Genomic DNA, 24458 nt, shown 5'->3' on the forward strand with positions numbered 1-24458 from the left:
CCCGCATCCCGGGGCCCGGGTTCAGTGGCGGCCGAGGGCGATGACGGCGATGTCGTCGGCGAGGTGGTGGGTCCAGTCCCGGACGTCGTCGTCGAGGTGGCGGACGAGGTCGTCGGGGGCGTGGCGGCCGGCGGCGGCGAGCCGCTCGGCCAGCGGGTAGAACTCGCCGCTGGAGTTCCGCGCCTCGCTGAGGCCGTCGGTGTGGGTGAGCAGGGTGGAGCCGGGGGCGAGGGCGACCCGGTGGGGCCGCACGGCTCCCGCGTCCAGCGCGCCGAAGCCGAGCGGGAGGACGGCGGGGACGTCCAGCTCTCGGGTGTGTCCGGGGCCGACCTCCAGCGGGGCGAGGTGGCCGCAGTTCACGGCGTGGAGGTCCTGGCGGGGGCCGGAGTGCTGGAGGAGGAGGGCGGTGGCGAAGAGTTCCTCGTCGCCGCGGGCCAGGGCGGCCCGCCGGACCTGGCGGTCCAGGGAGGCGGCGACCTCGCCGAGGTCCTCGGTCTCGTGGGCCCGGCTGCGGAAGCAGCCCAGGAGGTCGGTGACGGTCTGGACGGCCTGGAGGCCCTTGCCGCGCACGTCTCCGATGAGGATGCGGGTGCCGTAGGGGGTGTCGAGCGCTTCGAGGAAGTCGCCGCCGATCGCGGTGCCGGCGGTGGCGGGGCGGTACAGGCCGGCGAGGCGGAGCCCGCCCAGCCGGGGCGGGACGGGGTGGAGGACCGCGCACTGGAGGGCGGTGGCGGTCTCCCGGGTCCGGGTCAGCCGCTCGGTCTGCTCGCGGCGCGACCAGGCGACGGCTCCGGCGGCGGCGCCCACGGCGAGGGCGACGATCACGCTCATGGGCTGGCTGGTGTCGGCGTCCACCATCACGTACTGGAGGACCGAGGCGGTGGCCACGACGACGGCGACGACGGGCCGGCCGAGGGCGAGCGCGGCGACCGCGACCACGACCGTGCCGACCCACAGCAGCTCGCGGGCCTCGGTCGGCAGCGGCGGGGGCCCCAGGGGCGAGGTGTAGGGCAGCGCCTGGGCGGCGGCGGTGCCGACGAGGATCGCGCAGGGCAGCAGGGCCGCGTTCACGCCCAGGTGCGGGCGGGGGACGGCGGCGAGGAAGCGGGCCATCTGCGGGGCCGCGGCCAGCATGGTGCCGAAGCCGATGAGGGTCACGACGGCGAACCCGCCGGCCAGGGCGTGCGAGGCGTGGTCGACCAGGGCGTGCAGCAGGGCGAGCCCGAGCGCGGCGAGCGGCAGCCCGAGGGAGGCTCCGGCCAGCGGGGAGACGTTCCGGTGGCGGACCAGGAGGCAGGCGGCGGCGCCGCCGACGCCGAACGCGGACAGCACGAGCGCCGTGACCGCGCCGGAGAGGCCGACGGCGGAGACGAGCGCGGGCACGGCCATCGTGAGGACCACCTGGGTGAAGCCGAGGGCGAGGCCCGCGACGAGCGCCCCGGTCCACACGGCTCCGGGCACCTGCTCGGAGCGGCGGCGCTCGGGGACGCGCCGCAGGGCCCGGGCCCGGGCCGCCGCGCAGGAGAGCACGGCGACGGTGAGCAGGGCGCCGACCCCGGGGTCCTGCCAGCCCCAGAGCGGGGCGAGCTGGAGGGCGGCCGCCAGGCTGACGGCGCACAGGACCTGGGAGACCGTGCGGACGGCGTCGGGCAGCGCCTCGCGGCCCAGCGGCCCGGCGTCGGGGAGCAGGCGGCGGACGAGCACCAGGGCGCCGCCGGCCGCGGCGGCCATGAGGGCGGCGGTGATCCGCCAGCCGGTGAGGGCGGCGGCGTGCGGGGCGAGGTTGACCGCGAGCACGAAGCCGGCGGACATGGCGGCGAGCCAGCCGCCCATGATCCGGCGGATCCGGCCGGGCATGGAGACGGTCGTCATGAAGGCGAGGCAGGAGACGAAGACGGCGGCGAGGGCGGCGGCGACCACGATCCGGCCGAGCACGTAGGTGGCGGGGCCAGAGGAGGTGGCGAGGGCGACGGAGCCGAGGCAGAGCGCCGCGAGCGAGCCCGAGAGGGCGGTCCGGCGGCCCTTGAGGTCGCCGGCCCGGCCGGTGGCCGCGAGGACGCCGATGGCGAGGCAGGCGCCGGCGATCTGGGCGACGGCGTTGTGCTCCGCGGTGACGCCGAGGTCCGTGTGGACGAGGGGAGCGACGGCCGCGTTCATGGCGGGCGCGACGACGTACAGGGCGGCGACCAGGGCCAGGACCAGGCCGATCAGCCGGGGGGAGACGGCAGGGCCGCTCCCCGGCGCCGGTGCGGCACCCGCCCCGTACGGCGTGGTGGTGCCGGTCATCGACAGAACCTCCTCGTGTTCCCCCGTGGACTTCCCCACCCACGAGGCTCCCAGCGAAGAGATGTACGGGCCCAGGGGCGAAAGGCCCTGAAGTCGTATCAACGCGTGCCCGTGGCCGTCTCCGCCCCTGTCCCCCAGGCCGCCCGGAGCTCGGGCAGCAGGGTGGTGCGGGCCCATTCCAGGAAGGGGCCCTGGTGGTCGCCGCCGATCTGGACGAGCGCGAGGTCGGTGAAGCCGGCCCGGCGGTAGGCGTCGGCGGCCTCGACCACCGCGCCGGGGTCGTCGCCGCAGGGGATGGCCCGGGCCACGTCCTCGGGGCCGAGGTGCTCGGTGGCCTGGGCGAAGCCCACCGGGAGCGGCAGCTCGGGGTTGACCCGCCAGCCGCCGAGGGACCAGCGGAACTGCTCGTGGGCGCGGGCCACGGCGGCGTCCCGGTCGGTGTCGTAGCAGAGGGGGAGCTGCCCGATCCTCGGCTTTCCGGTGCCGCCGTGCCGGTCGAAGTCCTCGATGAGCTCGCGGCGCGGTTCGACGGCGACGAGGAGGTCCGCCCGGCGGCCGGCGAGTGCGCAGGAGCGCGGGCCCGAGGCGGCGATGCCGATCGGGGGCGGCCGGTCGGGCAGGTCCCAGAGGCGGGCGGCGGTCACGTCGAAGTGACGCCCGTGGTGGGTGACGTATCCGCCGGCGAAGAGGGCGTCGATGATGTCGACGGCCTCCTCCAGGCGTTCCAGCCGGTCCCGGGCGGTGGGCCAGCCCGCTCCGGTGATGTGCTCGTTGAGGTTCTCGCCGGAGCCGAGGCCCAGCCGGAAGCGGCCTTCGGACAGCAGCTGCACCGTCGCCGCCTTCTGCGCGATCACGGCCGGGTGGTAGCGGAAGGTCGGGCAGGTCACGAAGGTCATCAGCGGGATGCGGCTGGTGGCCTGGGCGGCCGCCCCCAGCACGCTCCAGGCGTACGGGGAGTGTCCCTGTTCGTCGAGCCAGGGGAAGTAGTGGTCGGACACCACGGAGAAGTCGAAGCCGACCCGTTCCGCCTCGACCACGTGGTCGACCAGCTCACGGGGGCCCGCCTGCTCGGTCATCATCGTGTAGCCGAAATGTGTCATGCGCGGCGCCTTGCCGGGGTCGCCCGTCCGTAAACGGAAGCCGGGCGACCGCCGGGCGGCCGGGCGGGGGCCGGGGCCGCCCGGCGGGACGGGCTACTCGCGGAGCGGGGCCGCCGTGACCGCGGCCTTGACCGGGCCGACGACGGTGAGGGGTATGCGGACGTTCTCGCAGAAGCGGCGGACGCGGGAGAGCACGCTCAGGGAGGCGGGCGAGGGGTCGGCGGTGGAGAGCTGGACCCGGACGAGCCGGGGCCGGTGGGCCAGGGCCAGGGCCTGGGCCTCCAGGTCGGCCGCGGAGCGGCTGGTGAGGGCGAGGTCGCCGGGGAGCGACAGGTGCAGGACGCCCTCTTCGAAGGCGTGGCCGATGAGCATGACCGCCTCCTTCCGTCGTACGCCGTCCCACCGCCCGGAGGCGGTGGGACGGACGGTTTCCGTCAAGGCGTTGTGCCGGGCACGCTGGCACCAGGCTGGCAGACGCGGACCGTGTCCGCACCCGCACGGCCCGCAGCCCCCGGACCGGCGGGCCGGGCGAATCCGCTGGTGGGAAGGGGTCGCGCGGGTCAGCGGAACACGGTCGCCCCCGGCCCGGTCCGGCCGCCGTCCGCTTCGGCGGCGGCCCCGGCGTCCTCCAGGAAGCCGCCGGACTGGTGCTGCCACAGCTTGGCGTAGGTGCCGTCCGCGGCGAGCAGGTCGTGGTGGCTGCCCTGCTCGACGATCCGGCCGCGGTCGAGGACGACGAGCCGGTCCATGCCGGCGACGGTGGAGAGCCGGTGGGCGACGACGAGCGCGGTCCGGCCCTCCATCAGCCGCCACAGCGCGTCCTGGACGAGGAGTTCGCTCTCGGAGTCGAGGGCGCTGGTCGCCTCGTCGAGCAGCAGGACCGGCGCGTCGCGCAGGATCGCCCGGGCGAGCGCGACCCGCTGCCGCTGCCCGCCGGAGAGCTTGACCCCGCGCTCGCCGACCAGGGTGTCGAAGCCCTCGGGCAGCGCGTCGGCGAACTCGGTGACGTGGGCGGCCTCGGCGGCCCGCCGGACCTCGGCCTCGGTCGCCCCGGGCCGGGCGAAGGCGATGTTCTCCCGGAGGGTGCGGTGGAACATCGCCGGGTCCTGCGGTACGGAGGCGATGAGGCCGCGCAGGTCCGACTGGCGCATGCGGCTGATGTCCTGACCGCCGATCAGGATCCGCCCGCCGTCGACGTCGGTCATCCGCAGCAGCAGCCGGGTCAGGGTGGTCTTGCCGCCGCCGGAACGGCCGACGAAACCGACCTTGGTGCCGCCGGGCACGTCCAGGTCGAGCCCTTCGAAGAGCGGCTTCGCTCCCCGGTGGGCGAAGTGCACGCCCTCGAAGCGGACCGCGCCGGACCGGACCGCGAGGGGTTCGGGGTCGGGCGGGTCGACGACGGTCGGCGGTTCCAGGAGGAGTTCGGTGAACTGGGCGGCCTCCGTCATGGAGCTCTCCAGCCGCCGGTAGATCTGGTTGAACTCGAACATGATCCGGGTGGCGTTGGCGTAGTAGGTGAACGCCACGATGATCGCCTCCACGCCCCGCTCCCCCGCGCCGAGCGTCAGCGCGAGCACGAGCCCCAGCACGTTGGTGAGGACGGAGAGGGGAGCGACGAGGGTGTCGATGCGCAGGTTGCCGTAGTCCCAGGAACGCAGGGTGATCCGCCGCGACTCGGCGACCCGGGAGCGGTGTTCGGCGGCCTCCCGCCGCTCGGCGGCGAAGGAGCGGACGCTGTCCATGTTGGTGAGCACGTCGGCGACGTGGCCGGACACCCGGGCGATGGCCTGCTCGCGGTCGGCGACGATCCGCTGCCGGCGCCGCACCAGCGGGAAGACGCAGGCCCCGGTGAACGCGATCATGACCAGCAGCCCGATGACGAGCGCCGGGTCGTACTGCCAGAGGACCACCGAGGCGAACAGCAGCGGGACGAGGCTGCCCATCACCTGGAAGGTCAGGGTGTCGACGAAGTCCTCGAACCGCGAGGCGAAGCTGATGACCCGCTTGGTGAGCGAGCCGGCGAAGTTGTCGTGGAAGAACGCCGCGTCCTTGGCGAGGAGTTCGTCCATGCCGACGACGTAGAGGTGCTCGATGCCCCGGGCGTCGAGCCGGTTGAGGCAGTGGAAGCCGGCCCGCCACAGCGCCTCGCCGAGCAGCAGGACGCCGGCGAACCCGAGGGCGTAGGGCAGGACCGCGGAGAGGGTGGTGGGGCCGCCGTCGGCGACCCGGCCGACGAGTTTGGCGACCACGAGGGGGGCGAGGTACTGGATCCCGATGTTGCCGAGCGCCGGCAGCAGCAACGCCGGCACGGCCACCCGCCGGAGCCGGACCAGCTCTCCTCCGTAATGGCGGAGCGCGAGGTGGACGGAGCCTTTGCCCGGTCCGCCGCCGCGTTGTTCTGACGTTCCCATCACGACCTTCCGTCGTCGTACCGATACGTTCGGTGACGGAGTGTGGCGGAGGGCGGGCGCGCCGGTCCACGGGTTTTCCGGCGGGTCGGGGGGCCGGGGGGCGTACGGTCAGCGGCGCAGCGCGGCGGTGAAGGCGGCGAGTTCGCGCACGACCCGGTCCGGGTCCTCCCAGTACACGACGTGGCCGGCGCCCTCGTGGACGAGGAGGCGGGAGTCCGGGATCGCGTCGAGGATCAGCTGCTGGTCCGAACGGGTGAGGACGGGGTCGCGGTCGCCCCAGACCACGAGGGTGGGGACGAGGATCCCGGTGAGCGTGGCCGCGAGGTCGGTCTCCAGGAGGCCGCGCAGGGTCTCGCGCCAGACGCGGGCCGGGACCTTCAGGTTCTCGTCGACGACGGTCTCCAGGAAGCCGGGCGCCACCCTGCCGACCGCCAGCCCGCGGGTGAAGTCGGCGGCGAACGCCCGGTCCACGGGGTCCTCCAGCGCCCGGACCCTCTCCCGGAACCCGGGGACGCCGGGCTTGTCGGCGAGCAGGGCCGGGACGCCGAGCAGCACCAGTCCGGCCACCCGGTCGGGCCGCCGCCCGGCGACGATCCGGGCCTGGACGCCGCCGCTCGAACCCCCGACCAGGACCGCCCGCTCGATGCCGAGGTGGTCGAGGAAGGCGACCAGGTCGTCGGCGAAGTCCTCCGGGAGGTAGCCCTCCTCCGGCTTGCCGGCGTCGCCGTGGCCGCGCTGGGTGGGCGCGTAGGCGTGCAGGACGGACGGCATGGCCCGCAGCATCGGCTCCCAGGTCCACCAGGAGTCGGCGTAGCCGTGGACGAGGACGAGCGGCGGCCCGCTCCCGGGCCGCCCGGTCTCCGCGTACGGCAGCGTGGGGCGGCCGTCGCCGAGGACGGCGCGGTGCACGGCGACGCCGGCCATCGGCACCTCCTCGTCGCTCCCCCTTTTCCCGAACCGCGGACTTTCCCAGCGTAGGGAGGGGATTCCGCGGGTTCAACAGGAAAGCCCCCGCGGGGACGGGCCGCTTTTCCGGCGCATTCCGCGCGGCCCGGCCCTGCGTGTTCGCGTGGCCGGGGGCACCCCGGTGCGCGACCATACGGACGCGCCGTCGTGAGAATCCCGGCCGGCGGCGGGAAAGAAGCACGCACACAGGAAGAAGGCCGTACGTGACCGGCAGCGAGAGCGAGAACCCGGCAATTCCCTCCCCCAGCCCCAAGGACACCCGGCCCCGGACCAATCGGGACTGGTGGCCGAACCAGCTGGACCTCTCCGTGCTCCATCGGAACGATCCGCAGGCCGACCCCCTCGACCAGGGCTTCGACTACGCGAAGGAGTTCGCCGGCCTCGACGTCGAGGAACTGCGGCGGGACGTCATCGCCCTGATGACGGATTCGCAGGACTGGTGGCCCGCGGACTACGGCCATTACGGTCCGCTTTTCATCCGGATGAGCTGGCACGCGGCCGGAACGTACCGCATCGCCGACGGCCGCGGCGGCGGCGGGAGCGGCGCCCAGCGATTCGCGCCGCTGAACAGCTGGCCGGACAACGCGAGCCTGGACAAGGCGCGCCGGCTGCTGTGGCCGGTCAAGCAGAAGTACGGACAGAAGATCTCCTGGGCCGATCTCCTGGTTTTCGCCGGTAACTGCGCGATGGAATCCATGGGGTTCAAGACCTTCGGGTTCGGATTCGGCCGCGAGGACATCTGGGCGCCGGAGGAGATCTTCTGGGGCCCGGAGGACACCTGGCTCGGTGACGAGCGCTACAGCGGCGACCGGGAGCTGACGGGCCCGCTCGGCGCGGTCCAGATGGGCCTGATCTACGTCAACCCGGAGGGTCCGAACGGCAATCCGGACCCGCTGGCCGCCGCCCGCGACATCCGCGAGACCTTCGCCCGGATGGCGATGAACGACGAGGAGACGGTCGCGCTCATCGTCGGCGGCCACACCTTCGGCAAGTGCCACGGCGCCGTGTCCCCCGAGTACATCGGCCCCGAGCCGGAGGCCGCGCCGATCGAACAGCAGGGCCTCGGCTGGAAGAACGCCCAGGGCACCGGCTCCGGCGCCGACTCCCTCACCAGCGGTCTGGAGGGGGCCTGGACCAACCACCCGACCACCTGGGACAACGGCTTCCTCGACAACCTCTTCCGGTACGAGTGGGAGCTGACCACCAGCCCCGCCGGCGCCCAGCAGTGGAAGCCCACCGACCCGGCCGCCCAGGACACCGTCCCGGACGCGCACGACCCGTCGAAGCGGCACGCGCCGATGATGCTGACGACCGACCTGGCGCTGCGCATGGACCCGGTGTACGGCCCGATCGCCCGCCGCTACCACGAGAACCCGGAGCTGCTGGCGGAGGCGTACGCCAAGGCCTGGTACAAGCTCCTCCACCGCGACATGGGCCCGATCTCCCGGTACCTCGGCCCGTGGGTGCCCGAGCCGCAGCTCTGGCAGGACCCGGTGCCGCCGGTCGACCACGACCTCGTCTCGGACGAGGACATCGCCGCCCTCAAGGAGCGGATCCTCGCCTCCGGGCTGACCGTGCCCCAGCTGGTCACCACCGCCTGGGCGTCGGCGGCGAGCTTCCGCGGCACCGACAAGCGCGGCGGCGCCAACGGCGCGCGGATCCGGCTCGCGCCGCAGAAGGACTGGGCGGTCAACGACCTGCCCGAGATCGGCGAGACGCTGCGCGCCCTGGACGCGATCCGCGAGGAGTTCGCCGCCGGCCGGAGCGACGGCACCCGGATCTCGCTGGCCGACCTGATCGTGCTGGGCGGCTGCGCCGCGGTCGAGAAGGCCGCGGAGGACGCCGGCCACCCGGTGACCGTGCCCTTCGCCCCGGGGCGGACGGACGCCACCCAGGAGCAGACGGACGTGGAGTCGTTCGCGGTCCTCGAACCGCGCGCCGACGGCTTCCGCAACTACCTGCGGCCGGGCGAGAAGCTGTCACCGGAGACGCTGCTGCTCGACCGGGCCGCCATGCTCACCCTCACCGCGCCGGAGATGACGGTGCTGATCGGCGGGATGCGGGCGCTCGGCACCGGGCACGGCGGGACGCGCCACGGCCTCCTCACCGACCGTCCGGGCAGCCTGACCAACGACTTCTTCGTCCACCTGCTCGACATGGGCACGGAGTGGAAGGTCTCGGAGCGGGACGAGAACGTCTACGAGGGCCGCGACCGGGCCACCGGCGAGCCGAGGTGGACGGGCACCGCCGTCGACCTGGTCTTCGGCTCCCACGCCCAGCTGCGGGCCCTGGCGGAGGTGTACGCCGCGAGGGACGCGGGCGCGAAGTTCGTCCGCGACTTCGTCTCCGCCTGGTCCAAGGTGATGGAGCTGGACCGCTTCGACCTGCGCTGACACCCCGCCGCCGGCAACGGGCCCGGACACGGGCCGGCGCCCGGACGGTCGCAGCACGACCGTCCGGGCGCCGGATCCGCGCGGTGCGCCGGGGGGCGGGGGTCAGGTGGAGATCTCGGGGAGCAGCCCGGTGACCGGCGCGGCCTGGTCGGTGAGCTGGTGCAGCTGGTGGAGTTCGTTGACCCGGCTCAGGCCGCCGAGCTGCTCACCGACACCGGGGTAGCCGGCGCGGGCCTCCTCCGTCATGCCGGTGGTGGCGAGGGAGTCCAGTTCGGCGATCGGGCTGATCGGCGGGCCGAGCGGGCCCGCGGGAGCGGCGACGGCCTGCGAGGCGGCACCGCCGAGGCAGGTGAACGCGGCGGCGACGGCGAGGACCGAGGAGATGCGTCGAGGTGAGGTCACACCCTCACAACGGAACGTTCCGCCGGGGGACACGCGACCGGCCCCGGCGTCCTCCGAACGGGCCACACCGCCCCCGGGACGCCCGGCCGTCCCGGCCCCTCCGGGGGCCCGGAACCGCGCTGTAGGCTGGCCGTTCGAACCGAGGCCGACCCGTGTGCGGAGGGCAAGTGACCGAGCTCGTCCGCGGAACCCCCGGACTCGTGCGGGCGGTCAACGACCGCGCCGCGCTGCACCTGCTGCTCCGTCAGGGGCCGCTCACCCGGCCCGAGATCAGCCGGCTCACCGGCCTCTCCAAGCCCACCGCCTCGCAGGTCCTGGCCCGGCTCGAGGGCGCCGGACTCGTGGTCGGCGACGGGCTGCGCACCGGCCTGCCGGGCCGCGTCCCGGAGACGTACCGGGTGAACGCCGCGGCGGCCTACGCGACGGCCGTCGACGTGACGCCGGACCGGATCGCGGTGCGGACCGCCGACGTCACCGGCGCGGTGCTCGGCGAGGCGGAGGCGCCCGTGCCGGCCGGGCCCGGCCGGGAGGCGCTGGTGGAGGCGCTGCGGGCGGCGCTCGCCCTGGTCCCGGCGCCCCGGCCGCCGAGGCGGGTCGTGGTGGGCGTGCAGGGGGCGGTGGACCCGACGACCGGCCGGCTCGGCTACGCCAGCGAGGAGGACATGGCGGCCTGGCTCTTCCCCGGCGTGGAACGGAGCCTCGGCGAGGCCCTCGGGCTGCCCGTCCGGATCGAGAACGACGTGAACCTCGCCGCCGTCGCCGAGCGCGCCCACGCCGCCGCCGACTGCCCGGACTTCGTCCTCCTGTGGGCCGACGAGGGCCTCGGGGCGGCCCTCGTGTTCGGCGGCCGTCTCCACCGCGGCCACTTCGGCGGCGCCGGCGAGGTCGGCTACCTCCCCCTCCCCGGTGTCCCCACCGCCCGCGAGGCCGGCGACCGCTACGGCCGCCACGGCTACCAGGAACTCGCCGGCGGCGAGGCGGTGCGGGACCTGCTGCACGCCCACGGGGTGCCGGGCGCGGACTTCGTCGAGACGGTCGCGGAGGCCGTGCGGCGGGCGGGGTACGACGGGGCGGCGGCCGGGCCCGGAGCGGGCGGAGCAGGCGAAGTGGGCGGGGTCGGCGGGGAGGCCGTGGAGGCGGCGCGGGCCGGGCTCGGGGCGGTGGCGGGGCGGCTGGCCGCCGGGCTGGCCTCCATCGTGACCGTCGTCGATCCGGGCGTCGTCGTGCTCGCGGGGCGGCTCTGCGCGGCGGGGGGCGAGCCGCTACGGGCGCTGGTCGAGCGCGAGCTGCGGGTCCTCGCGCACTCCCGGGCCCGGATCCGGCTGTCGGCCGTGACCGGGAACCCGGTGCTCGACGGCGCGCTCGACCTCGCGCTGACGGCGGCCCGCGACGAGGTCTTCGGCGGGCCGCCGCCCGTCACACACCGTCCCTGACGCCCCCTCAGCGGCCGCGGGAGAGCCAGCCCTTGCGCTCGGCCGGGGCCGGGGTCCGCCAGGGGCTCGCCGGGGCGCCGCCGGGGAAGAGCGGCCCGGTGCGCGCCTGGACGCGCTTGAGGTGGGCGCGCCACGGTCCGTCCGCCATCTCGAACTGGACGATCAGGGGGCCTTCGGTGAGCGGGACGGTCTCGCGCCGCTTGCCGATCTCGTTGACCACGTTCTCGTCCCGGGGGAGGACGGTGGGGTCGTCGTGGCCCGCCAGTTCGAAGACGTTGACGATCAGGTTGTCGTCGCCCTTGTAGCGGATCGCGAGATCGGCCACGCCGCCGGTGTGCAGCAGCACGTCCGGTCCGCGGAAGTCCGCCTCCTGCTCGGTGAGCCGGCGGGCGGCGGCGAGCGGCGAGACCTCCACCCGCCAGTGGCCCTCGGCCTCCAGACGGAGCCGCAGGGTGCCGTGGGAGGGGACGACGGCGAGGACGCGGCCGAAGTACTGGTCCTCCGTGCTGTTGACGAGGTTGTCCTTCTCCTTGTTGCGCCGGTCGAGCACCCACAGCCCCGTGTACCCGGCGTCCGGCACCTCCAGCTGCACGACGACGGGCCCCGGCGGCAGCCCGTCCACCGTGATGACCTCGTTGTCGCGCCCGGTCTCCGTGTACGGCGCGAACACCGGCCCGTACGCCCACTCCTCGTCCTGCCCGGCCGCCACGGGAGCGGCCAGGGGCACGGGCACCGGCGCGGCCGGGTGCTGCGGCGGTACGGACGCGGGTACGGGCGCGGGCGGCGCGAACGCTGCGGGCGCCACGGGCGCGGGCCCCGGCGGCGGCGCGAAGGCCGGGGCGGGGGCGGCGGGAGCGGGAGCCGCGAAGGCGGGGGGCGTCGAGAAAGCGGGGGGCGCCGGGGAGGCGGGCGGCACCGGCGCCGGGGGCGCCTGCGGCTCCGTACCGGCCACGTGGACGCCGTGGTCGGTGGCCAGGCCCTCAAGGCCGTTGGCCCAGCCCTGTCCGACGGCCCGGAACTTCCAGCCGCCGGCCCGCCGGTAGAGCTCGCCGAGGACCATCGCGGTCTCCCCGGCCGCGTCCGTCACCTCGTACTGGGCGACCGGGGTGCCGTCGGGAGCGAAGGCCTCGACGCCGAGTCCGGGCACGTCGCGCAGGGAGCCGCGGTCCGTGGAGCCGACCACGAGGACGCGGGCGACGTCCGGTTCGAGGGCCGGCAGTCCGAGCTCCAGCCAGTCGGTGCCGTCCTCGGCCCTGAGGAGGCGCACGGCACCGTTCGGGTGCGCGGGCTGTCCGTGGAAGACCACGTCGGCGTCGCCCCGGACGAGCCCCCGCTCGGTGAGGAGGAGCGCCATCGCGTCCATCCCCCGGCCGCGCACGGCGATCCGCAACGGCACCGAGGGAACGAAGCCGTTACCCCCCTTGATCAGCGTCGTCATCGTGCTCGAACCCTTCCCTTCGTATCCCCACCCGGTCGAACAAGGAAGATCCTGCGCGACGCGCGGCCCGCCGACAAGTGCCGTCCCGGCGGGCGCCGTCCGCCGGGAGCCGCCGTCGGCGTTTCGGCCACCGGCCGCACGCGGCCCGCGCCGCGCGCACCAAGGGTCGGTGTATCCCGCACAGGTGCCCGATCGCTCTCCCATGCGGTTCCGGCGCCGACCGAAATACACGCGTTCGAAAGACGGCGGGCGTCGTTGATCCGCGTGACACCCCCTCACCCCCCTTTCCACGGAGGCTCCGTGCACCCTTCACCCCTCCCTCTCCCGCTTCCCCTCCCGCGCCCGCCCGCCCTGCCCCTTCCGCCGTCGGCCGTCCCGCCGCCGTCCGGCGGGGACGACCTCACGGAGGGCGTCGAGGAGGCGTACTGGGCCGCCTACGACGAGGCCGCGGCGCGTGCCACCGTGCCGCAGGTGCTGCTCCGGCTCCCCGCCATCACGGGGCGGATCGGGCGCCTGGCCTGGCGGGCCGATCCCCGGGCGACGGCCGTGGTGGCGGCCGGCCGCATCGCCTCCGCCGCACTCGGCGCCTTCGGGCTGCTCGCCTCGGTCGGCGTGCTGCGGGAGCTCTTCGCCCACGGACCGACGCCCGACCGGCTCCGCGCCGCCGTCCCCGCCCTGCTGCTCGTGGTGGGCCTCCTCGCGCTGCGGGCGCTGCTGGACGCGGCGGCGGACATGGCCCAGGCGCGGGTGACGCCCCGGATCCGTACGGCCCTGGAGTGCGAGTTCTTCCGGCTCACGGCCCATGTGCGGCTGGCGGCGGTGGAGGACGCGAACTGGCACGACGAGGTGCACCGCGCGTACGACCAGGGGCTGTTCCACGCCCGGCAGATCGTCGGCCGGGTCGTGACGCTCGCCTCGGCGGCCCTGGGCCTGGCCGGCACCGTCGGGATGCTGGGCACCCTCCATCCGGCGCTGCTCCCGCTCGTCCTGCTGTCCGTGCTGCCGGCCGGTGCGGCGGCGGTCCGCAGCGCGCGGGCCCGCTTCCGCTCGTTCAAGCGGTGGAACGCGCTCCAGCGCCGGGTGCGGGTCTTCTCCTGGCTCCTGCTCGACCAGGACGCGGCGGCCGAGGTCCGTTCGAACACGGCGGAGGGGGCGCTGCTGGACGAGCACCGGCGGCTGGTGACGCGCATCGCCGAGGAGGACACCCGGCTGGGCACCCGGGCCGCCCTCCTCCACCTGGGCGGGCGCGGGGTCGGCGGTCTCGGCACCGGGGTCGCCTACGCGGCGCTGGGCGGGATGGTCTTCGGCGGGTGGCTCGCGCCGGCGGCGGGGGCGGCGGCGGTCTTCGCGATCCAGGCCGGCCAGTCGGCGCTGACGCGCCTGGTCGAGACGGGCCAGCTGGTCTACGAGCACGCCCTGTGGGTGGACGACCTGCTGGCGGTCCAGGAGCGGTGCCGGAGCCTGCTGCCGCGCCCGGGCGGCTCCCCTGCCCCGGCCCGGGTCGGGACGGTGACCCTGGAGGACGTCTCCTTCACCTACCCGGGCAAGGACCGGCCGGCGCTGCGCGGGGTGACGATGACGCTGCGGGCCGGTGAGACGGTCGCCTTCGTCGGGTTCAACGGCTCGGGCAAGAGCACCTGCGCCAAGCTGCTCGCCGGGCTGCACGAGCCGCAGGGCGGGCGGATGCGCTGGGACGGCGTGGACGTGCGGACCCTGGACGGCGAGTCGGTGCGGGCGCGGGTGGCGTGCGTGCTCCAGGCGCCGGTGCGGTTCCCCTTCAGCGCGCTGGCGAACGTGACGGTGTCGGCGGGCTCGCTCACCGAGGCGGATCCCCCGCGGGTGATGGCCGCGGCACGGGCCTCCGGCGCCGACGGGGTCGTCGCGGGGCTCCCCGGGCAGTGGGAGGCGCTCCTGTCGAAGCGGTTCCGGGGCGGGCAGGAGCTGTCCGGCGGGCAGTGGGCCAAGGTGGCGGTGGCGCGCGGGCTGTACAAGGACGCGGCGCTGCTCCTGCTCGACGAGCCGACGGCGAGCATGGACCCGCCGTCCGAGCACGCCGTGTACGAGGCGGTCCTGCGGGACCGGGGGCGTACCGACCGGATCACGGTGCTGATCTCCCACCGGCTGGCGAGCGTGGCGGCGTGCGACCGCGTCTACGTCTTCGACGGGGGGCGCGTGGTCGAGGCCGGCACCCACGAGGAGCTGCTGGCCCTCGGCGGCACCTACGCGGGGATGTTCGCGCTCCAGGCGGGCGGCTACCGCGGCCGTGGGGACGGGAACGGGGACGGCTGAGGGAGGGTGGTACCGGCTTTCGCGAGTGCTCCGCGCGACGCGGGGCACTCGCGGGGGTGTGACTCCGGTTCCGTCCGGGCGCCGAGGAGGTGAGGACGTGCTGCACGACACGATCAGGGTCGACGCGCCGCTGCGGCAGGTGTACGACCAGTGGACGCAGTTCGAGGAGTTCCCCCGCTTCATGCACGGCGTGGTGGCGGTGGAGCAGACCGACGAGCGGCATCTGCGCTGGCGGACGGGCATCGCCGGGATCCGCCGGGAGTTCGACACCGAGATCGTGGACCAGCTGCCGGACGAGCGGATCGCCTGGCGGACCGTGGGCGGCGGGGCCCGCCGGCGGGGCGTCGTCACCTTCACCCCGGTCGACGCCACCCACACGCGCGTGCGGCTGGCGATGGAGGGGCGGCCCAAGGGGATGACGGAGCGGGCGGCCGTGGCGCTGGGCATCGTGTCGAGCCGGGTCTCCGGCGACCTCCGGCGGTTCAAGGACTTCGTCGAGGACCGCCACGCGGCGACCGGCGCCTGGCGCGGCCGCGTCCGCCCGGCGGACGCGGACCGGCCGCCGGCCCCGGCGCCCGGTCCCGTACCGCCTCCGTCCCCTGATCGGTCCGCGCTTCCGGATCCGTCCGCATCCACGGATCCGTCCGCGTCCACGCGTCCGCCTCCGCCTCCGGACTTCCCGCCCGGGCGGCGGCCGATGCCGCCTCACTGACCCGCCCCTCCTGGCATCCGAAAGGCTTCGTCATGGTCCCCCTCCTGCTCGTCCTCCTGCTCATCCTGGTGCTCTTCGGCACCGGCTTCGCCGTCGAGGCCCTCTGGTACATCGCCATCGCGGTGCTGGTCCTGTGGGTACTGGGCTTCCTTTTCCGCGGCTCGGGCTCGCGGTGGTACCGCTGGTGACCCGCGCCTTCGTCACCGGAGTCCGCCGCCCGCCCGGGCGGCGGACTCCTTTCACGGCAGCCCCGCTTTAGTTTGATTTTCAACTACCTTTCGGGGGAAGATGGGCCCACGCCCCGCCGCACGCGCGGGACGACGGTGAAGGAGCGGACAGTGAGCGACGTCGTGGCGGCATCGGCCGGGCAGCGCATCTTCCTCGACAAGCAGACCCCGGACGCCTACAAGGCCTTCGTCCGGGCGGCACAGACGGTCCGGAGCGCCGCCGACGACGCGGGACTCGACCGCGTCCTGGTCGAGCTGGTGAACCTGCGGGTCTCCCAGCTCAACGGCTGCGCCTACTGCCTCGACACCCACACCCGCGCCGCCCTCCTCGCCGGCGAGACCCCCCGCCGCCTGGGCGTGCTCGCCGCCTGGCGGGACACCGCGCTCTTCACCCCGCGCGAGCGGGCCGCGCTGGCCCTCGCCGAGGCCACCACCCACCCGGCCGAGGCCGACGCGCAGGAACGGGCCTACGCCGAGGCCCGCGAGGTCCTGGACGACGCCGAACTCTCCGCCGTCGTCTGGGTGGCCATCACCATCAACGCCTTCAACCGGGTCTCGATCCTCAGCAAGCACCCGGTACGACCGAGCTGATCACCACCGGCCCGGCCCGGCCTGGACCGCAGGCCCGGACCCTCGCTTGGACCGCTCGCTTGGACCGCCGGCAGCCAGGGCACGGCGAGTGAGGGACGGGCGGGCCGAGGGGCGGGAGCGGGCGCGCCTAGGACCGGGGCCGAGGGATCGGCAGGCGGAGGGGTGAGCGGGGGCGGGCGGGTAAAGTCGGTGGGTCGCCCCCGCCCGCCGGGTCATCGCCCGGGTGGTCGCCCTCCCCCGTACGACAGGTCGCTCCTCCTTGCCTTCCCCCGCCGCCTCCGCGCCCGCCCCCGCACCCGCCTCCGCTACGCCCACCCCGGCCGCGTCCCGGCTCCGCGGCCTGGCGCCCGACTGGCTGCGCGACCCCCGGGTGTGGCGGACCGAGGTGCTCGCGGGGCTCGTCGTCGCACTGGCGCTGATCCCGGAGGCCATCGCCTTCTCGGTGATCGCCGGTGTCGATCCGGCGCTCGGGCTCTTCGCCTCGTTCACGATGGCCGTCACCACCGCGATCGTCGGCGGCCGGCGGGCGATGATCTCGGCCGCCACCGGGGCCGTGGCGCTCGTCATCGCGCCGGTGAACCGGGAGCACGGCGTGCAGTTCATGATCGCCACGGTCATCCTCGCCGGCCTCTTCCAGATCGTGCTGGGGCTCGTGGGGGTGGCCAAACTGATGCGGTTCGTCCCGCGTCCGGTGCTGGTCGGCTCGGTGAACTCGCTCGCCGCGCTGGTCTTCCTCGCCCAGCTGCCCGAGACCCGGAACGTGCCCATGGCGGTGTACGTCCTGATCGCCGCCGGGATCGTCCTGCTCGTGCTCTTCCCCCGGGTGACGACGCTGGTGCCCGCGCCGCTCGTCACCATCGCCGTCCTGACCCTGGTCACGGTGGCCGCCGGGATCGCCGTGCCGACCGTCGGCGACCGGGGCGCGCTGCCGTCGGCACTGCCGGTGCCGGGCCTGCCCGACGTGCCGTTCACACCGGGCACCCTGGCGACGATCGCCCCGTACGCCTTCGCCGTCGCCCTCGTCGGCCTGGTGGAGTCGCTGCTCACCGCGAAGCTCGTCGACGAGCTCACCGACACGCCGTCGAGCAAGACCCGCGAGTCGGTCGGACAGGGCGTCGCGAACGTCGTCACCGGCCTCTTCGGCGGGATGGGCGGCTGCGCGGTGATCGGCCAGACGATGATGAACGTGAAGGTGGCGGGCGCCAGGACCCGGGTCTCCACCTTCCTGGCCGGCGCGTTCCTGATGGGCCTGTGCGTGGTCCTCGGGCCGGTGGTCTCGCGGATACCGATGGCCGCGCTGGTGGCGGTCATGGTCATCGTGTCGGTCGCCGCCTTCGACTGGGAGTCGGTCGCCCCGCGCACCCTCCGGCGGGCACCCGTCGGGGAGACCGTCGTCATGCTGGTCACGCTGGCGTGCGTCCTGGTCTCCCACAACCTCGCCCTCGGCGTGATCGTCGGCTCCCTCACCGCCACCGTCGTCTTCGCCCGGCGGACCGCCCGGCGCACGGTCGTCACCTCGGTCACCGACCCCGACGGGACGACGGTCGTCCACCGGGTCTCGGGCGAGCTGTTCTTCGCCTCCGCGGAGGCCTTCGCCGAGCGCTTCGACCCCGCGGCGGACCCGGACCGGGTGGTGATCGACCTGTCCGCCGCGCGGCTGTCCGACGCGACGGCCGTCGCCGCGCTGGACGCCGTCGAGGCGGCGTACGCCCGGCGCGGCAAGACCGTCGAGCTCACCGGCCTTGACCCCGCGGACGCCGCCCTGCGAGCCCGCCTCGGCAGCACGGCGGGTCCGGGTCCGGACCCGGACCCGACCGCCTCTTCGGCCTCGGACTCGGAGTCGGAGTCGGAGTCGGAGTCGGCTTCGGCCTCCGCTTCAGTCTCGGCCTCCGCCTCCGCCTCTGCTTCCGCTTCCGTCGGCTAGGAGGCCGGGGCCTCCCCGTCCGGCAGCGAGCGCGCCGCCACCCGGCGCAGGTGGCCGGCGAAGACCTCGGGCGCGTCCGGGGTGAGGGTGCGCAGCGCGACCATGGCGGTGATGACGACGTCGCAGAGTTCGGCCTCGACGTCCTCCCAGCTGTGGCTGGTGCCCTTGCGGGGGTTCTGTCCTGTGGCCCCGATCACCGCCTGAGCCGCCTCCCCGACCTCCTCGGAGAGCTTGAGGACCCGCAGCAGGATCTCCTGCCCCGGCGGCAGGGACTGATGGCGCGTGAGCCAGTCGTGGAGGCGGGTGACGGTGGTCCAGGTCTCTTCGTCGCTCATGCCCGCAGCCTGCCAGGCGCCCCGGTGACCACGGCCCCCGGCAGGTCGCGGGCACGGGCACGGGCACGGGAGACGCTAGTGGGCCTCCGCCGGGACGTCCTGGGGGTACCAGCGGAGCTCGACGGTGTTGCCGTCCGGGTCCTTCACGTAGACGGACTGGGCCGAGCCGCGGGCGCCCCAGCGCGGGACGGGGCCCTCGACGACGTCGAAGGCGCCGGAGCCGATGACCTCCTGCCAGTCGAGCGGGTCGACGACCAGGCAGATGTGGTCCACGTTGGACTCGCCCCGGGGCCTGGAGAAGAGGTCGATGACGGTGCCCTCGTCGATGCGCACGGACGGGAACGGCACCTTCCCCGCCCGCCACTCCTCCACCCGCTCCGGCGCGAGGCCGAGGGGGCCGGTGTAGAAGGCGAGGGACCGCTCGACGTCGGTGACGTTGAGGACGAGGTGGTCGAAGGCTTTCACGCGCATGCGGTGTCTCCCGTGTTTCCGTTCGGTGGTGCCGGCCGTACGGGGACGATGACCGCGACGGCGTCCGGCCGCGCCCGCTCGCCCGCCGGACCTCCGTGCGCGCGTACGCGCCCGTGACCGGCCCGCACCTCCCCCGTGCAGGTAGTGCCTATCACGGCGGACCGGCCCCCACCCACCCGTTTCCGGCGGGTCGTCAGGTCGCGCACCGAGGGTCGGCATTCCGCCGGCGGGCCGGGCCGGAGGAATCCCCCGCAATGGTCCACTTGCCGCCCCTATCATCCCCTTGGCCTGCCCGTTCCGCGCCTTCGACGGAGCCCCCGCGCACGACGTCCTCACCTGCGCGGCGCCCCCGTCCCGCCACCGTCGCCGCGCGACTGCCTCGTTGCTGAAGCCATCGCCCCGGGCTCGTTTCCACCGCCCTCCTGGGCATCCCCACATGGGATCCGGGATCCAAAGGCTTGGATCCGAGATCCGAAGGATTGGATCCGATACCCGGGATCCGAAGGATTGGATCTGGGATCCAGGATCCGAAGGCTTGAGTTCGGGATCCGGGATCCGGGATCCGGGATCCGGGATCCGAAGGCTTGAGCGCTGGATCCGACCTCCGACCTCCAACCTCCAACGCCCGCCTGAACAGGCATTCCATGGAAGCGCTCCCACTCCTCCAAAGACCCACCACATTCCAGCCGTGTCCGAAGTCTTGTCAGGTACGCGATCGCCCCCCTATCGTCACCCGCCAGAAAGCGCTTTCTAGCGCTTCGGCCCAGGGACGGGACTCACGACGACACGTCACGCGCCGCCACGGAGCGGCGCGGACGCCAACGAAAGGGCAGGCGAGCATGGGACGACGCTCCCCCTCCACGCGACTCCAGGCGGCCCTGGCAGCCTTCACGGTCGCGGCCGCCACCGGCGTGATCCTGACCATGCCGGAGGCCTCGGCCGCGGTCGCCGGCGGCGCCACCGGTTACGCGAGCCAGAACGGCGGCACCACCGGTGGCGCCGGCGGCCAGACCGTCCGGGCTACCACCGGCACCGAGATCCACGCGGCCCTCTGCGGGCGCGCCTCCAGCAGCACCCCGATCGTCATCCAGGTCGAGGGCACCATCAACCACGCCAACACCGCCAAGGTGTCCGGCGACAGCTGCAACACCGCGGCCGGGGTCATCGAGCTCAAGCAGATCAGCAACGTCACGCTCGTCGGCGTCGGCGCGGGTGCCGTCTTCGACCAGGTCGGCATCCACATCCGCGAGTCGAGCAACATCATCATCCAGAACGTCACCGTCAAGAACGTCAAGAAGTCCGGTTCGCCGACCTCCAACGGCGGCGACGCCATCGGCATGGAGAGCGACGTCCGCAACGTCTGGGTGGACCACAGCACCCTGGAGGCGTCCGGGGGCGAGTCCGAGGGCTTCGACGGCCTGTTCGACATGAAGGACAACACGCAGTACGTGACGCTCTCCTACAGCGTGCTGCGCAACTCCGGCCGCGGCGGTCTCGTCGGCTCCAGCGAGACGGAGCTGAGCAACGGTTTCATCACCTACCACCACAACCTGTACGAGAACATCGACTCGCGCGCCCCGCTGCTGCGCGGCGGCACCGCCCACATGTACGACAACCACTACCGGCAGCTGAACGAGTCGGGCATCAACTCCCGCGCCGGCGCCCGCGCCAAGGTGGAGAACAACTACTTCGAGGACTCCAAGGACGTCCTCGGCACCTTCTACACGGACGCGGCCGGGTACTGGCAGGTCGCCGGGAACGTCTTCGACAACGTGACCTGGTCCCCGAAGGGCACCGACTACAACCCCGCCGGTCCGAACCCGACCTCCAACACGACCGTCTCCGTCCCCTACGCCTACACCCTGGACAGCGCCTCCTGCGTCCCGGACGTCGTCGCGCGCACGGCCGGCGCCGGCAAGGGCCTGCTGGTCTCCGACGGCTCCTGCACCCCGCAGACCCCGAGCCCGACCCCCACGCCCACCGCGACCGCCACGGCGTCGCCCACGCCCACGCCCACCCCGACCCCGACGGCCACGGCCACCACCGCCCCGCCGTCCGGCACCAACCTCAGCATCGGCGCCGGTTCCGACGGCTCCAGCAAGGCCGACGGGACGAGCTACGGCAACGTCCGCGACGGCAGCCTCACCACCTACTGGTCGCCCGCCGGCACCACCGGCTCGGTGTCGATCAAGTGGGGCTCCCCGACGACGGTCTCGTCGGTCCGGATCCGCGAGGCCTCCGGGGCGGGCACCGTCACCGGCTGGCGCCTCCTGAACGCCGACACCGGAGCCGTACTCGCCACGGGCGGCGCGGCCGGCACGGTCACCTTCCCGGCGACCGCGCTGAGCAAGGTCACCTTCGAGATCACGGGCGCCACCGGCACCCCGCGCGTCGCCGAGTTCGAGACGTACGCGTAGCCGCACGGAGGAAGGGCCCGGTTCCCGCGTGGCGCGGGGACCGGGCCCTTCCTCCGTGTCGTCCGGAAATCAGCGGACCGGGGTCGCGTGGGCCGTCTCGAAGGCGGCGAAGGCGGCCTCCTGGCGCCATTCGAGGGCGGCCTTCGGGCTGCCCTCGACGAGCCGGCGGCAGGCCGTGGAGCGGACCGGGGTGCCGGGGCGCTCGCCGCGGCAGGCGGGGACGGTGCGGTAGCCCTCGGCCGTCGGGTTGCCGCGCCACAGGCTCGCGCCCGGGACGAAGGCGTACTCCAGCGAGGCGCGGGCGAGGTCCTTCAGCTCCGGGTACGACAGGCCGTAGGTGCGGGCCGCGTACTGGTACTCGTGGCTGATGTCGATCCGGGACACGCCGGGGTCGTCGGTGGCGAGCACCACCGGCACGCCGTAGGCGCGGTACGTCTCGAAGGGGTGCTCGGCGCCGCGTACGCCGAGGATCTGGGCGTTGCTGGTGAAGGGCACCTCGACGGCGACCTCGCGGGCGGCCATGGTGCGGGCGGTGGACCGCCAGCCGTTCTCGTGGACCAGGTCCACGCCGTGCCCGACGCGCTCAGTGCGGGCCACGTCGACGGCCTCGGCGATGTGGAAGGCGAGGTCCTCGGGCTTGACCAGGCCGGGCCACAGCTCGCCGGCGTGCAGGGTCACGTGCGCCTTCGGGTGGACCCCGCGCAGGTGGGCGAGCATCCGCATCTGGAGGCCGTAGTTCTTGAGGGAGCTGTCCCAGTCCTCCGGCTGGACCAGGTTGACGGCGACGAAGCGCTCGTCCCGCTCGGCCAGCCGCATGCCGAGCGCCATCTGCGTGAAGACCCGGACGGGCGTGCTGCCGCGCGAGACCTGGGAGATCCAGCGGACGGTGAGCCCGCAGGCGGGCCGCTCGCGCTCGGTGCCGCAGCCGGCCGCCTCGCGGAACTCGGCGTCGCCGTCGTCGGCCTCCTCGACCGCCTCCTCGACGAGGGCGTCGAGCCGGCCGTCGGCCGTGAGCTTCTTGTAGAGGGCGGCGAGGTCCGGGTCCCAGCCGACGCTGTCGGCCAGCTTGTTGGCGCTCCAGGAGGCCGGGCTGACCATCGTCTCCAGGTACGACTGGTTCTGCGCGGCGACGTCGTCGGCGAACTCGGCGAGCAGCTTGCCCCGGTGACGCCACGTCACCTCGCCGAACTTGCCGAAGGTGTCGAAGAAGTGGTCGTGGCCGTTGCCGTCCGACGGGAAGTCCTCCATGGACCAGGCGCGGACGAGCGCGTCGTGGAAGGCCCGGTCGCCCGCCGCGTCGGCGGCGGGCCGGGTGCCGGGGCCGCAGGGCGGGACGACCGCCGTCATGGTGGTGGTGTCGACGCAGAGGCCGTCCTCGGCGGCGAGGGTGATCAGGTACTCGGTGGAGACGGCTCCGGAGAGGTGGTTGTGGAGCTCTCCGCCCTTGGGCATCATCCGGAAGAACGCGCCGAGCCGGGCGGGCTGTTCGCGTACGGCCTCCAGGTAGGCGTCGGTACGGGCCTCGCCCGGGGTCGGCACCCGGGGCACGGCGGCGGGCCCCGCGGCCGGGAGGGCGGCGGCGGCCGGGGCGCCGGCGGGCTGGGCGGAGGCGGGGAGGGCGGCGCTCAGCGGCAGCAGGCCGAGCACGGCCACGGCGGCCGGCAGGAGCCGGCGGCGCGTGGCGGATCGGTGGGGCGTAGTCACCCCGGCATGATCGTGAACTCCGGGCGGCCCTCGGGGCCGGTGAGACGCCGCGCCGGGCCCGACCACCCGACCGGGTGACCGGATCCTCCTCGAACGAGTGGTCCCGGGGATCACGTTCGGGTGCCCGGCACCGGGCGGGGTGCCGGGCGGGGCCGGGCCGTCAGAGGCGTCGCAGGGCGCCCTCCGCGCGCAGGTCGGCCAGGGTCGGGTAGCCGTCGACGGCCATGATGAGGTCCGCCTCGGCGAGGAGGGAGCGCAGGACGTGCACGACGCCGTCCTCGCCGCCGGCCGCCAGGCCGTACGCGTAGGGGCGGCCGACGCCGACGGCGGTGGCGCCGAGGGCGAGCGCCTTCACGACGTCGGCGCCGGTGCGGACGCCCGAGTCGAAGAGGACCGGCAGTCCGTCGGCGGCCTCGACGACGCCGGGGAGCGCGTCGAGGGCGGGCAGGCCGCCGTTGGCCTGCCGGCCGCCGTGGTTGGAGCAGTACACGGCGTCCACCCCGCCGTCTCGGGCGCGGCGCACGTCCTCCGGGTGGCAGAGGCCCTTGAGGATCAGCGGCAGGTCGGTGAGGGAGCGCAGCCAGGGGAGGTCGGCCCAGGTCAGGGGGTTGCCGAAGACGCCGACCCATTCGAGGATCGCGGCCCCGGGGTCCTCCTCGGGTGCCTTGGCGAGGCGGGCCCGGAAGACGGGGTCGGAGGTGTAGTTGGCGAGGCAGTGGCCGCGCAGCTGCGGGAAGTTGCTCGCGGCGAGGTCGCGGGGGCGCCAGCCGGTGACCCAGGTGTCGAGGGTGACGACGATGCCCTGGAAGCCGGCGGCCTCGGCGCGCCGGACGAGGCTCTCCGCGAGGTCCCGGTCGGTGGGCGTGTACAGCTGGAAGAAGCCGGGGGTGTCGCCGAACTCGGCGGCGACGTCCTCCATCGGGTCCACGGTGAGGGTGGAGGCGACCATGGGCACGCCGGTGCGGCGGGCCGCGCGGGCGGTGGCGAGGTCGCCGTGGCCGTCCTGGGCGCAGAGTCCGACGACGCCGACGGGGGCCATGAACAGGGGTGAGGGCAGCCGGAGTCCGAAGAGGTCGACGCCGAGGTCCCGGGTGGCGGCGCCGACCATCATCCGGGGCACCAGGCCCCATCGTTCGAAGGCGGTCACGTTCGCCCGCTGGGTGGACTCGTCGCCCGCGCCGCCCGCCACGTAGGACACGACCGACGGGGGCAGCGCGGCGGCCGCCCGGGCCTCCAGCTCGCTGTAGGTCATGGGGAGGCCGGGGAGCACGCCGCCGAGTCCGGCGAGGTAGATCTCGTTCTGGTAGTCGCCGTACCGCCCGCCGAACGCGCCGCTCATCCTGGGGCCCCGCCCTTCCG

General features: G+C 74.5%; 19 protein-coding genes. 8 read left to right on the top strand and 11 right to left on the bottom strand.

Annotated elements, in window-relative coordinates; all coding sequences use genetic code 11:
• Positions 1-21: 21 nt before the first annotated feature.
• From ACF1ED_RS10335 to ACF1ED_RS10355, 5 genes are all read right to left on the bottom strand, one after another.
• On the bottom strand, positions 22-2286 hold the full coding sequence (locus ACF1ED_RS10335) for an MFS transporter (RefSeq protein WP_391758584.1): 2265 nt from the start codon (positions 2284-2286) through the stop codon (positions 22-24).
• 98 nt (positions 2287-2384) lie between these two features.
• Positions 2385-3386 carry a TIGR03557 family F420-dependent LLM class oxidoreductase gene (locus ACF1ED_RS10340; protein WP_391758586.1) on the bottom strand — a complete coding sequence of 334 codons (1002 nt, stop codon included), beginning with the start codon at positions 3384-3386 and terminating at the stop codon, positions 2385-2387.
• Positions 3387-3479: 93 nt separating this feature from the next.
• Entirely contained in the window at positions 3480-3758 is a 279-nt protein-coding gene (locus tag ACF1ED_RS10345; protein WP_391758588.1) for a hypothetical protein, read from the bottom strand.
• Positions 3759-3946: 188 nt separating this feature from the next.
• Positions 3947-5797, bottom strand: coding sequence for an ABC transporter ATP-binding protein (locus ACF1ED_RS10350; RefSeq protein ID WP_391758590.1), 1851 nt, complete (start codon positions 5795-5797; stop codon positions 3947-3949).
• A gap of 108 nt (positions 5798-5905) precedes the next feature.
• Positions 5906-6721 (bottom strand): alpha/beta fold hydrolase, encoded by an 816-nt coding sequence (locus tag ACF1ED_RS10355; protein WP_391758592.1) that lies wholly within the window; start codon positions 6719-6721, stop codon positions 5906-5908.
• 245 nt (positions 6722-6966) lie between these two features.
• Here ACF1ED_RS10355 and katG point away from each other — a divergent pair, with 245 nt between their 5' ends.
• Positions 6967-9156 (top strand): catalase/peroxidase HPI, encoded by a 2190-nt coding sequence (katG, locus tag ACF1ED_RS10360; RefSeq protein WP_391758594.1) that lies wholly within the window; start codon positions 6967-6969, stop codon positions 9154-9156.
• Between the two features lie 102 nt (positions 9157-9258).
• Here katG and ACF1ED_RS10365 read toward each other — a convergent pair whose 3' ends face one another.
• Positions 9259-9558 (bottom strand): hypothetical protein, encoded by a 300-nt coding sequence (locus ACF1ED_RS10365; protein ID WP_391758596.1) that lies wholly within the window; start codon positions 9556-9558, stop codon positions 9259-9261.
• Positions 9559-9725: 167 nt separating this feature from the next.
• On the opposite strand from ACF1ED_RS10365, the gene ACF1ED_RS10370 reads away from it, so the two are divergent.
• Positions 9726-10991, top strand: coding sequence for an ROK family protein (locus ACF1ED_RS10370; RefSeq protein ID WP_391758598.1), 1266 nt, complete (start codon positions 9726-9728; stop codon positions 10989-10991).
• Between the two features lie 7 nt (positions 10992-10998).
• On the opposite strand, the gene ACF1ED_RS10375 is transcribed toward ACF1ED_RS10370, so the two are convergent.
• Positions 10999-12429, bottom strand: a complete 1431-nt coding sequence (locus ACF1ED_RS10375) for a TerD family protein (protein WP_391758600.1) — start codon at positions 12427-12429, stop codon at positions 10999-11001.
• Between the two features lie 300 nt (positions 12430-12729).
• On the opposite strand from ACF1ED_RS10375, the gene ACF1ED_RS10380 reads away from it, so the two are divergent.
• The 5 genes from ACF1ED_RS10380 to ACF1ED_RS10400 all read left to right on the top strand — a co-directional run bounded on the left by ACF1ED_RS10380 (position 12730) and on the right by ACF1ED_RS10400 (position 18172).
• Positions 12730-14718, top strand: coding sequence for an ABC transporter ATP-binding protein (locus ACF1ED_RS10380; protein WP_391758602.1), 1989 nt, complete (start codon positions 12730-12732; stop codon positions 14716-14718).
• Positions 14719-14815: 97 nt separating this feature from the next.
• Positions 14816-15430 carry an SRPBCC family protein gene (locus ACF1ED_RS10385; RefSeq protein WP_391758604.1) on the top strand — a complete coding sequence of 205 codons (615 nt, stop codon included), beginning with the start codon at positions 14816-14818 and terminating at the stop codon, positions 15428-15430.
• A 32-nt stretch (positions 15431-15462) separates the two neighbouring features.
• Positions 15463-15618, top strand: coding sequence for a hydrophobic protein (locus ACF1ED_RS10390; protein ID WP_391758606.1), 156 nt, complete (start codon positions 15463-15465; stop codon positions 15616-15618).
• A gap of 150 nt (positions 15619-15768) precedes the next feature.
• Positions 15769-16248 (top strand): carboxymuconolactone decarboxylase family protein, encoded by a 480-nt coding sequence (locus ACF1ED_RS10395; protein WP_391758608.1) that lies wholly within the window; start codon positions 15769-15771, stop codon positions 16246-16248.
• A 340-nt stretch (positions 16249-16588) separates the two neighbouring features.
• The gene (locus tag ACF1ED_RS10400; protein WP_391758763.1) at positions 16589-18172 is read left to right on the top strand and encodes a SulP family inorganic anion transporter; all 1584 of its coding nucleotides are present in this window, start codon (positions 16589-16591) and stop codon (positions 18170-18172) included.
• On the opposite strand, the gene ACF1ED_RS10405 is transcribed toward ACF1ED_RS10400, so the two are convergent.
• Positions 18169-18507 carry a MazG-like family protein gene (locus ACF1ED_RS10405; RefSeq protein ID WP_391758610.1) on the bottom strand — a complete coding sequence of 113 codons (339 nt, stop codon included), beginning with the start codon at positions 18505-18507 and terminating at the stop codon, positions 18169-18171. The two genes, ACF1ED_RS10400 and ACF1ED_RS10405, sit on opposite strands and share 4 nt — an antisense overlap.
• A gap of 75 nt (positions 18508-18582) precedes the next feature.
• Positions 18583-18978, bottom strand: coding sequence for a VOC family protein (locus ACF1ED_RS10410; protein WP_391758612.1), 396 nt, complete (start codon positions 18976-18978; stop codon positions 18583-18585).
• An 839-nt stretch (positions 18979-19817) separates the two neighbouring features.
• Between ACF1ED_RS10410 and ACF1ED_RS10415 the strand changes: the two genes are divergently transcribed.
• Positions 19818-21395 carry a polysaccharide lyase family 1 protein gene (locus ACF1ED_RS10415; protein WP_391758614.1) on the top strand — a complete coding sequence of 526 codons (1578 nt, stop codon included), beginning with the start codon at positions 19818-19820 and terminating at the stop codon, positions 21393-21395.
• Positions 21396-21464: 69 nt separating this feature from the next.
• Here ACF1ED_RS10415 and ACF1ED_RS10420 read toward each other — a convergent pair whose 3' ends face one another.
• A complete protein-coding gene (locus ACF1ED_RS10420) occupies positions 21465-23099 on the bottom strand; it encodes an adenosine deaminase (RefSeq protein WP_391758616.1) in 1635 nt (544 codons plus the stop codon).
• A 160-nt stretch (positions 23100-23259) separates the two neighbouring features.
• Positions 23260-24438: an alpha-hydroxy-acid oxidizing protein gene (locus ACF1ED_RS10425; protein WP_391758618.1), complete on the bottom strand. Its 1179-nt coding sequence runs from the start codon at positions 24436-24438 to the stop codon at positions 23260-23262.
• Positions 24439-24458 lie beyond the last annotated feature (20 nt).

It is taken from the genome of Streptomyces sp. NPDC014656, from assembly GCF_043084305.1.
Lineage (GTDB): Bacteria > Actinomycetota > Actinomycetes > Streptomycetales > Streptomycetaceae > Streptomyces.

Coding starts and splice junctions, on each gene's coding strand:
- ACF1ED_RS10410 (WP_391758612.1), bottom strand. CDS start 18,978: ATGCGCGTGAAAGCCTTCGACCACCTCGTCCTCAACGTCACCGACGTC.
- ACF1ED_RS10340 (WP_391758586.1), bottom strand. CDS start 3,386: ATGACACATTTCGGCTACACGATGATGACCGAGCAGGCGGGCCCCCGT.
- ACF1ED_RS10415 (WP_391758614.1), top strand. CDS start 19,818: ATGGGACGACGCTCCCCCTCCACGCGACTCCAGGCGGCCCTGGCAGCC.
- ACF1ED_RS10355 (WP_391758592.1), bottom strand. CDS start 6,721: ATGGCCGGCGTCGCCGTGCACCGCGCCGTCCTCGGCGACGGCCGCCCC.
- ACF1ED_RS10335 (WP_391758584.1), bottom strand. CDS start 2,286: ATGACCGGCACCACCACGCCGTACGGGGCGGGTGCCGCACCGGCGCCG.
- ACF1ED_RS10345 (WP_391758588.1), bottom strand. CDS start 3,758: ATGCTCATCGGCCACGCCTTCGAAGAGGGCGTCCTGCACCTGTCGCTC.
- ACF1ED_RS10425 (WP_391758618.1), bottom strand. CDS start 24,438: ATGAGCGGCGCGTTCGGCGGGCGGTACGGCGACTACCAGAACGAGATC.
- ACF1ED_RS10405 (WP_391758610.1), bottom strand. CDS start 18,507: ATGAGCGACGAAGAGACCTGGACCACCGTCACCCGCCTCCACGACTGG.
- ACF1ED_RS10390 (WP_391758606.1), top strand. CDS start 15,463: ATGGTCCCCCTCCTGCTCGTCCTCCTGCTCATCCTGGTGCTCTTCGGC.
- ACF1ED_RS10375 (WP_391758600.1), bottom strand. CDS start 12,429: ATGACGACGCTGATCAAGGGGGGTAACGGCTTCGTTCCCTCGGTGCCG.
- ACF1ED_RS10350 (WP_391758590.1), bottom strand. CDS start 5,797: ATGGGAACGTCAGAACAACGCGGCGGCGGACCGGGCAAAGGCTCCGTC.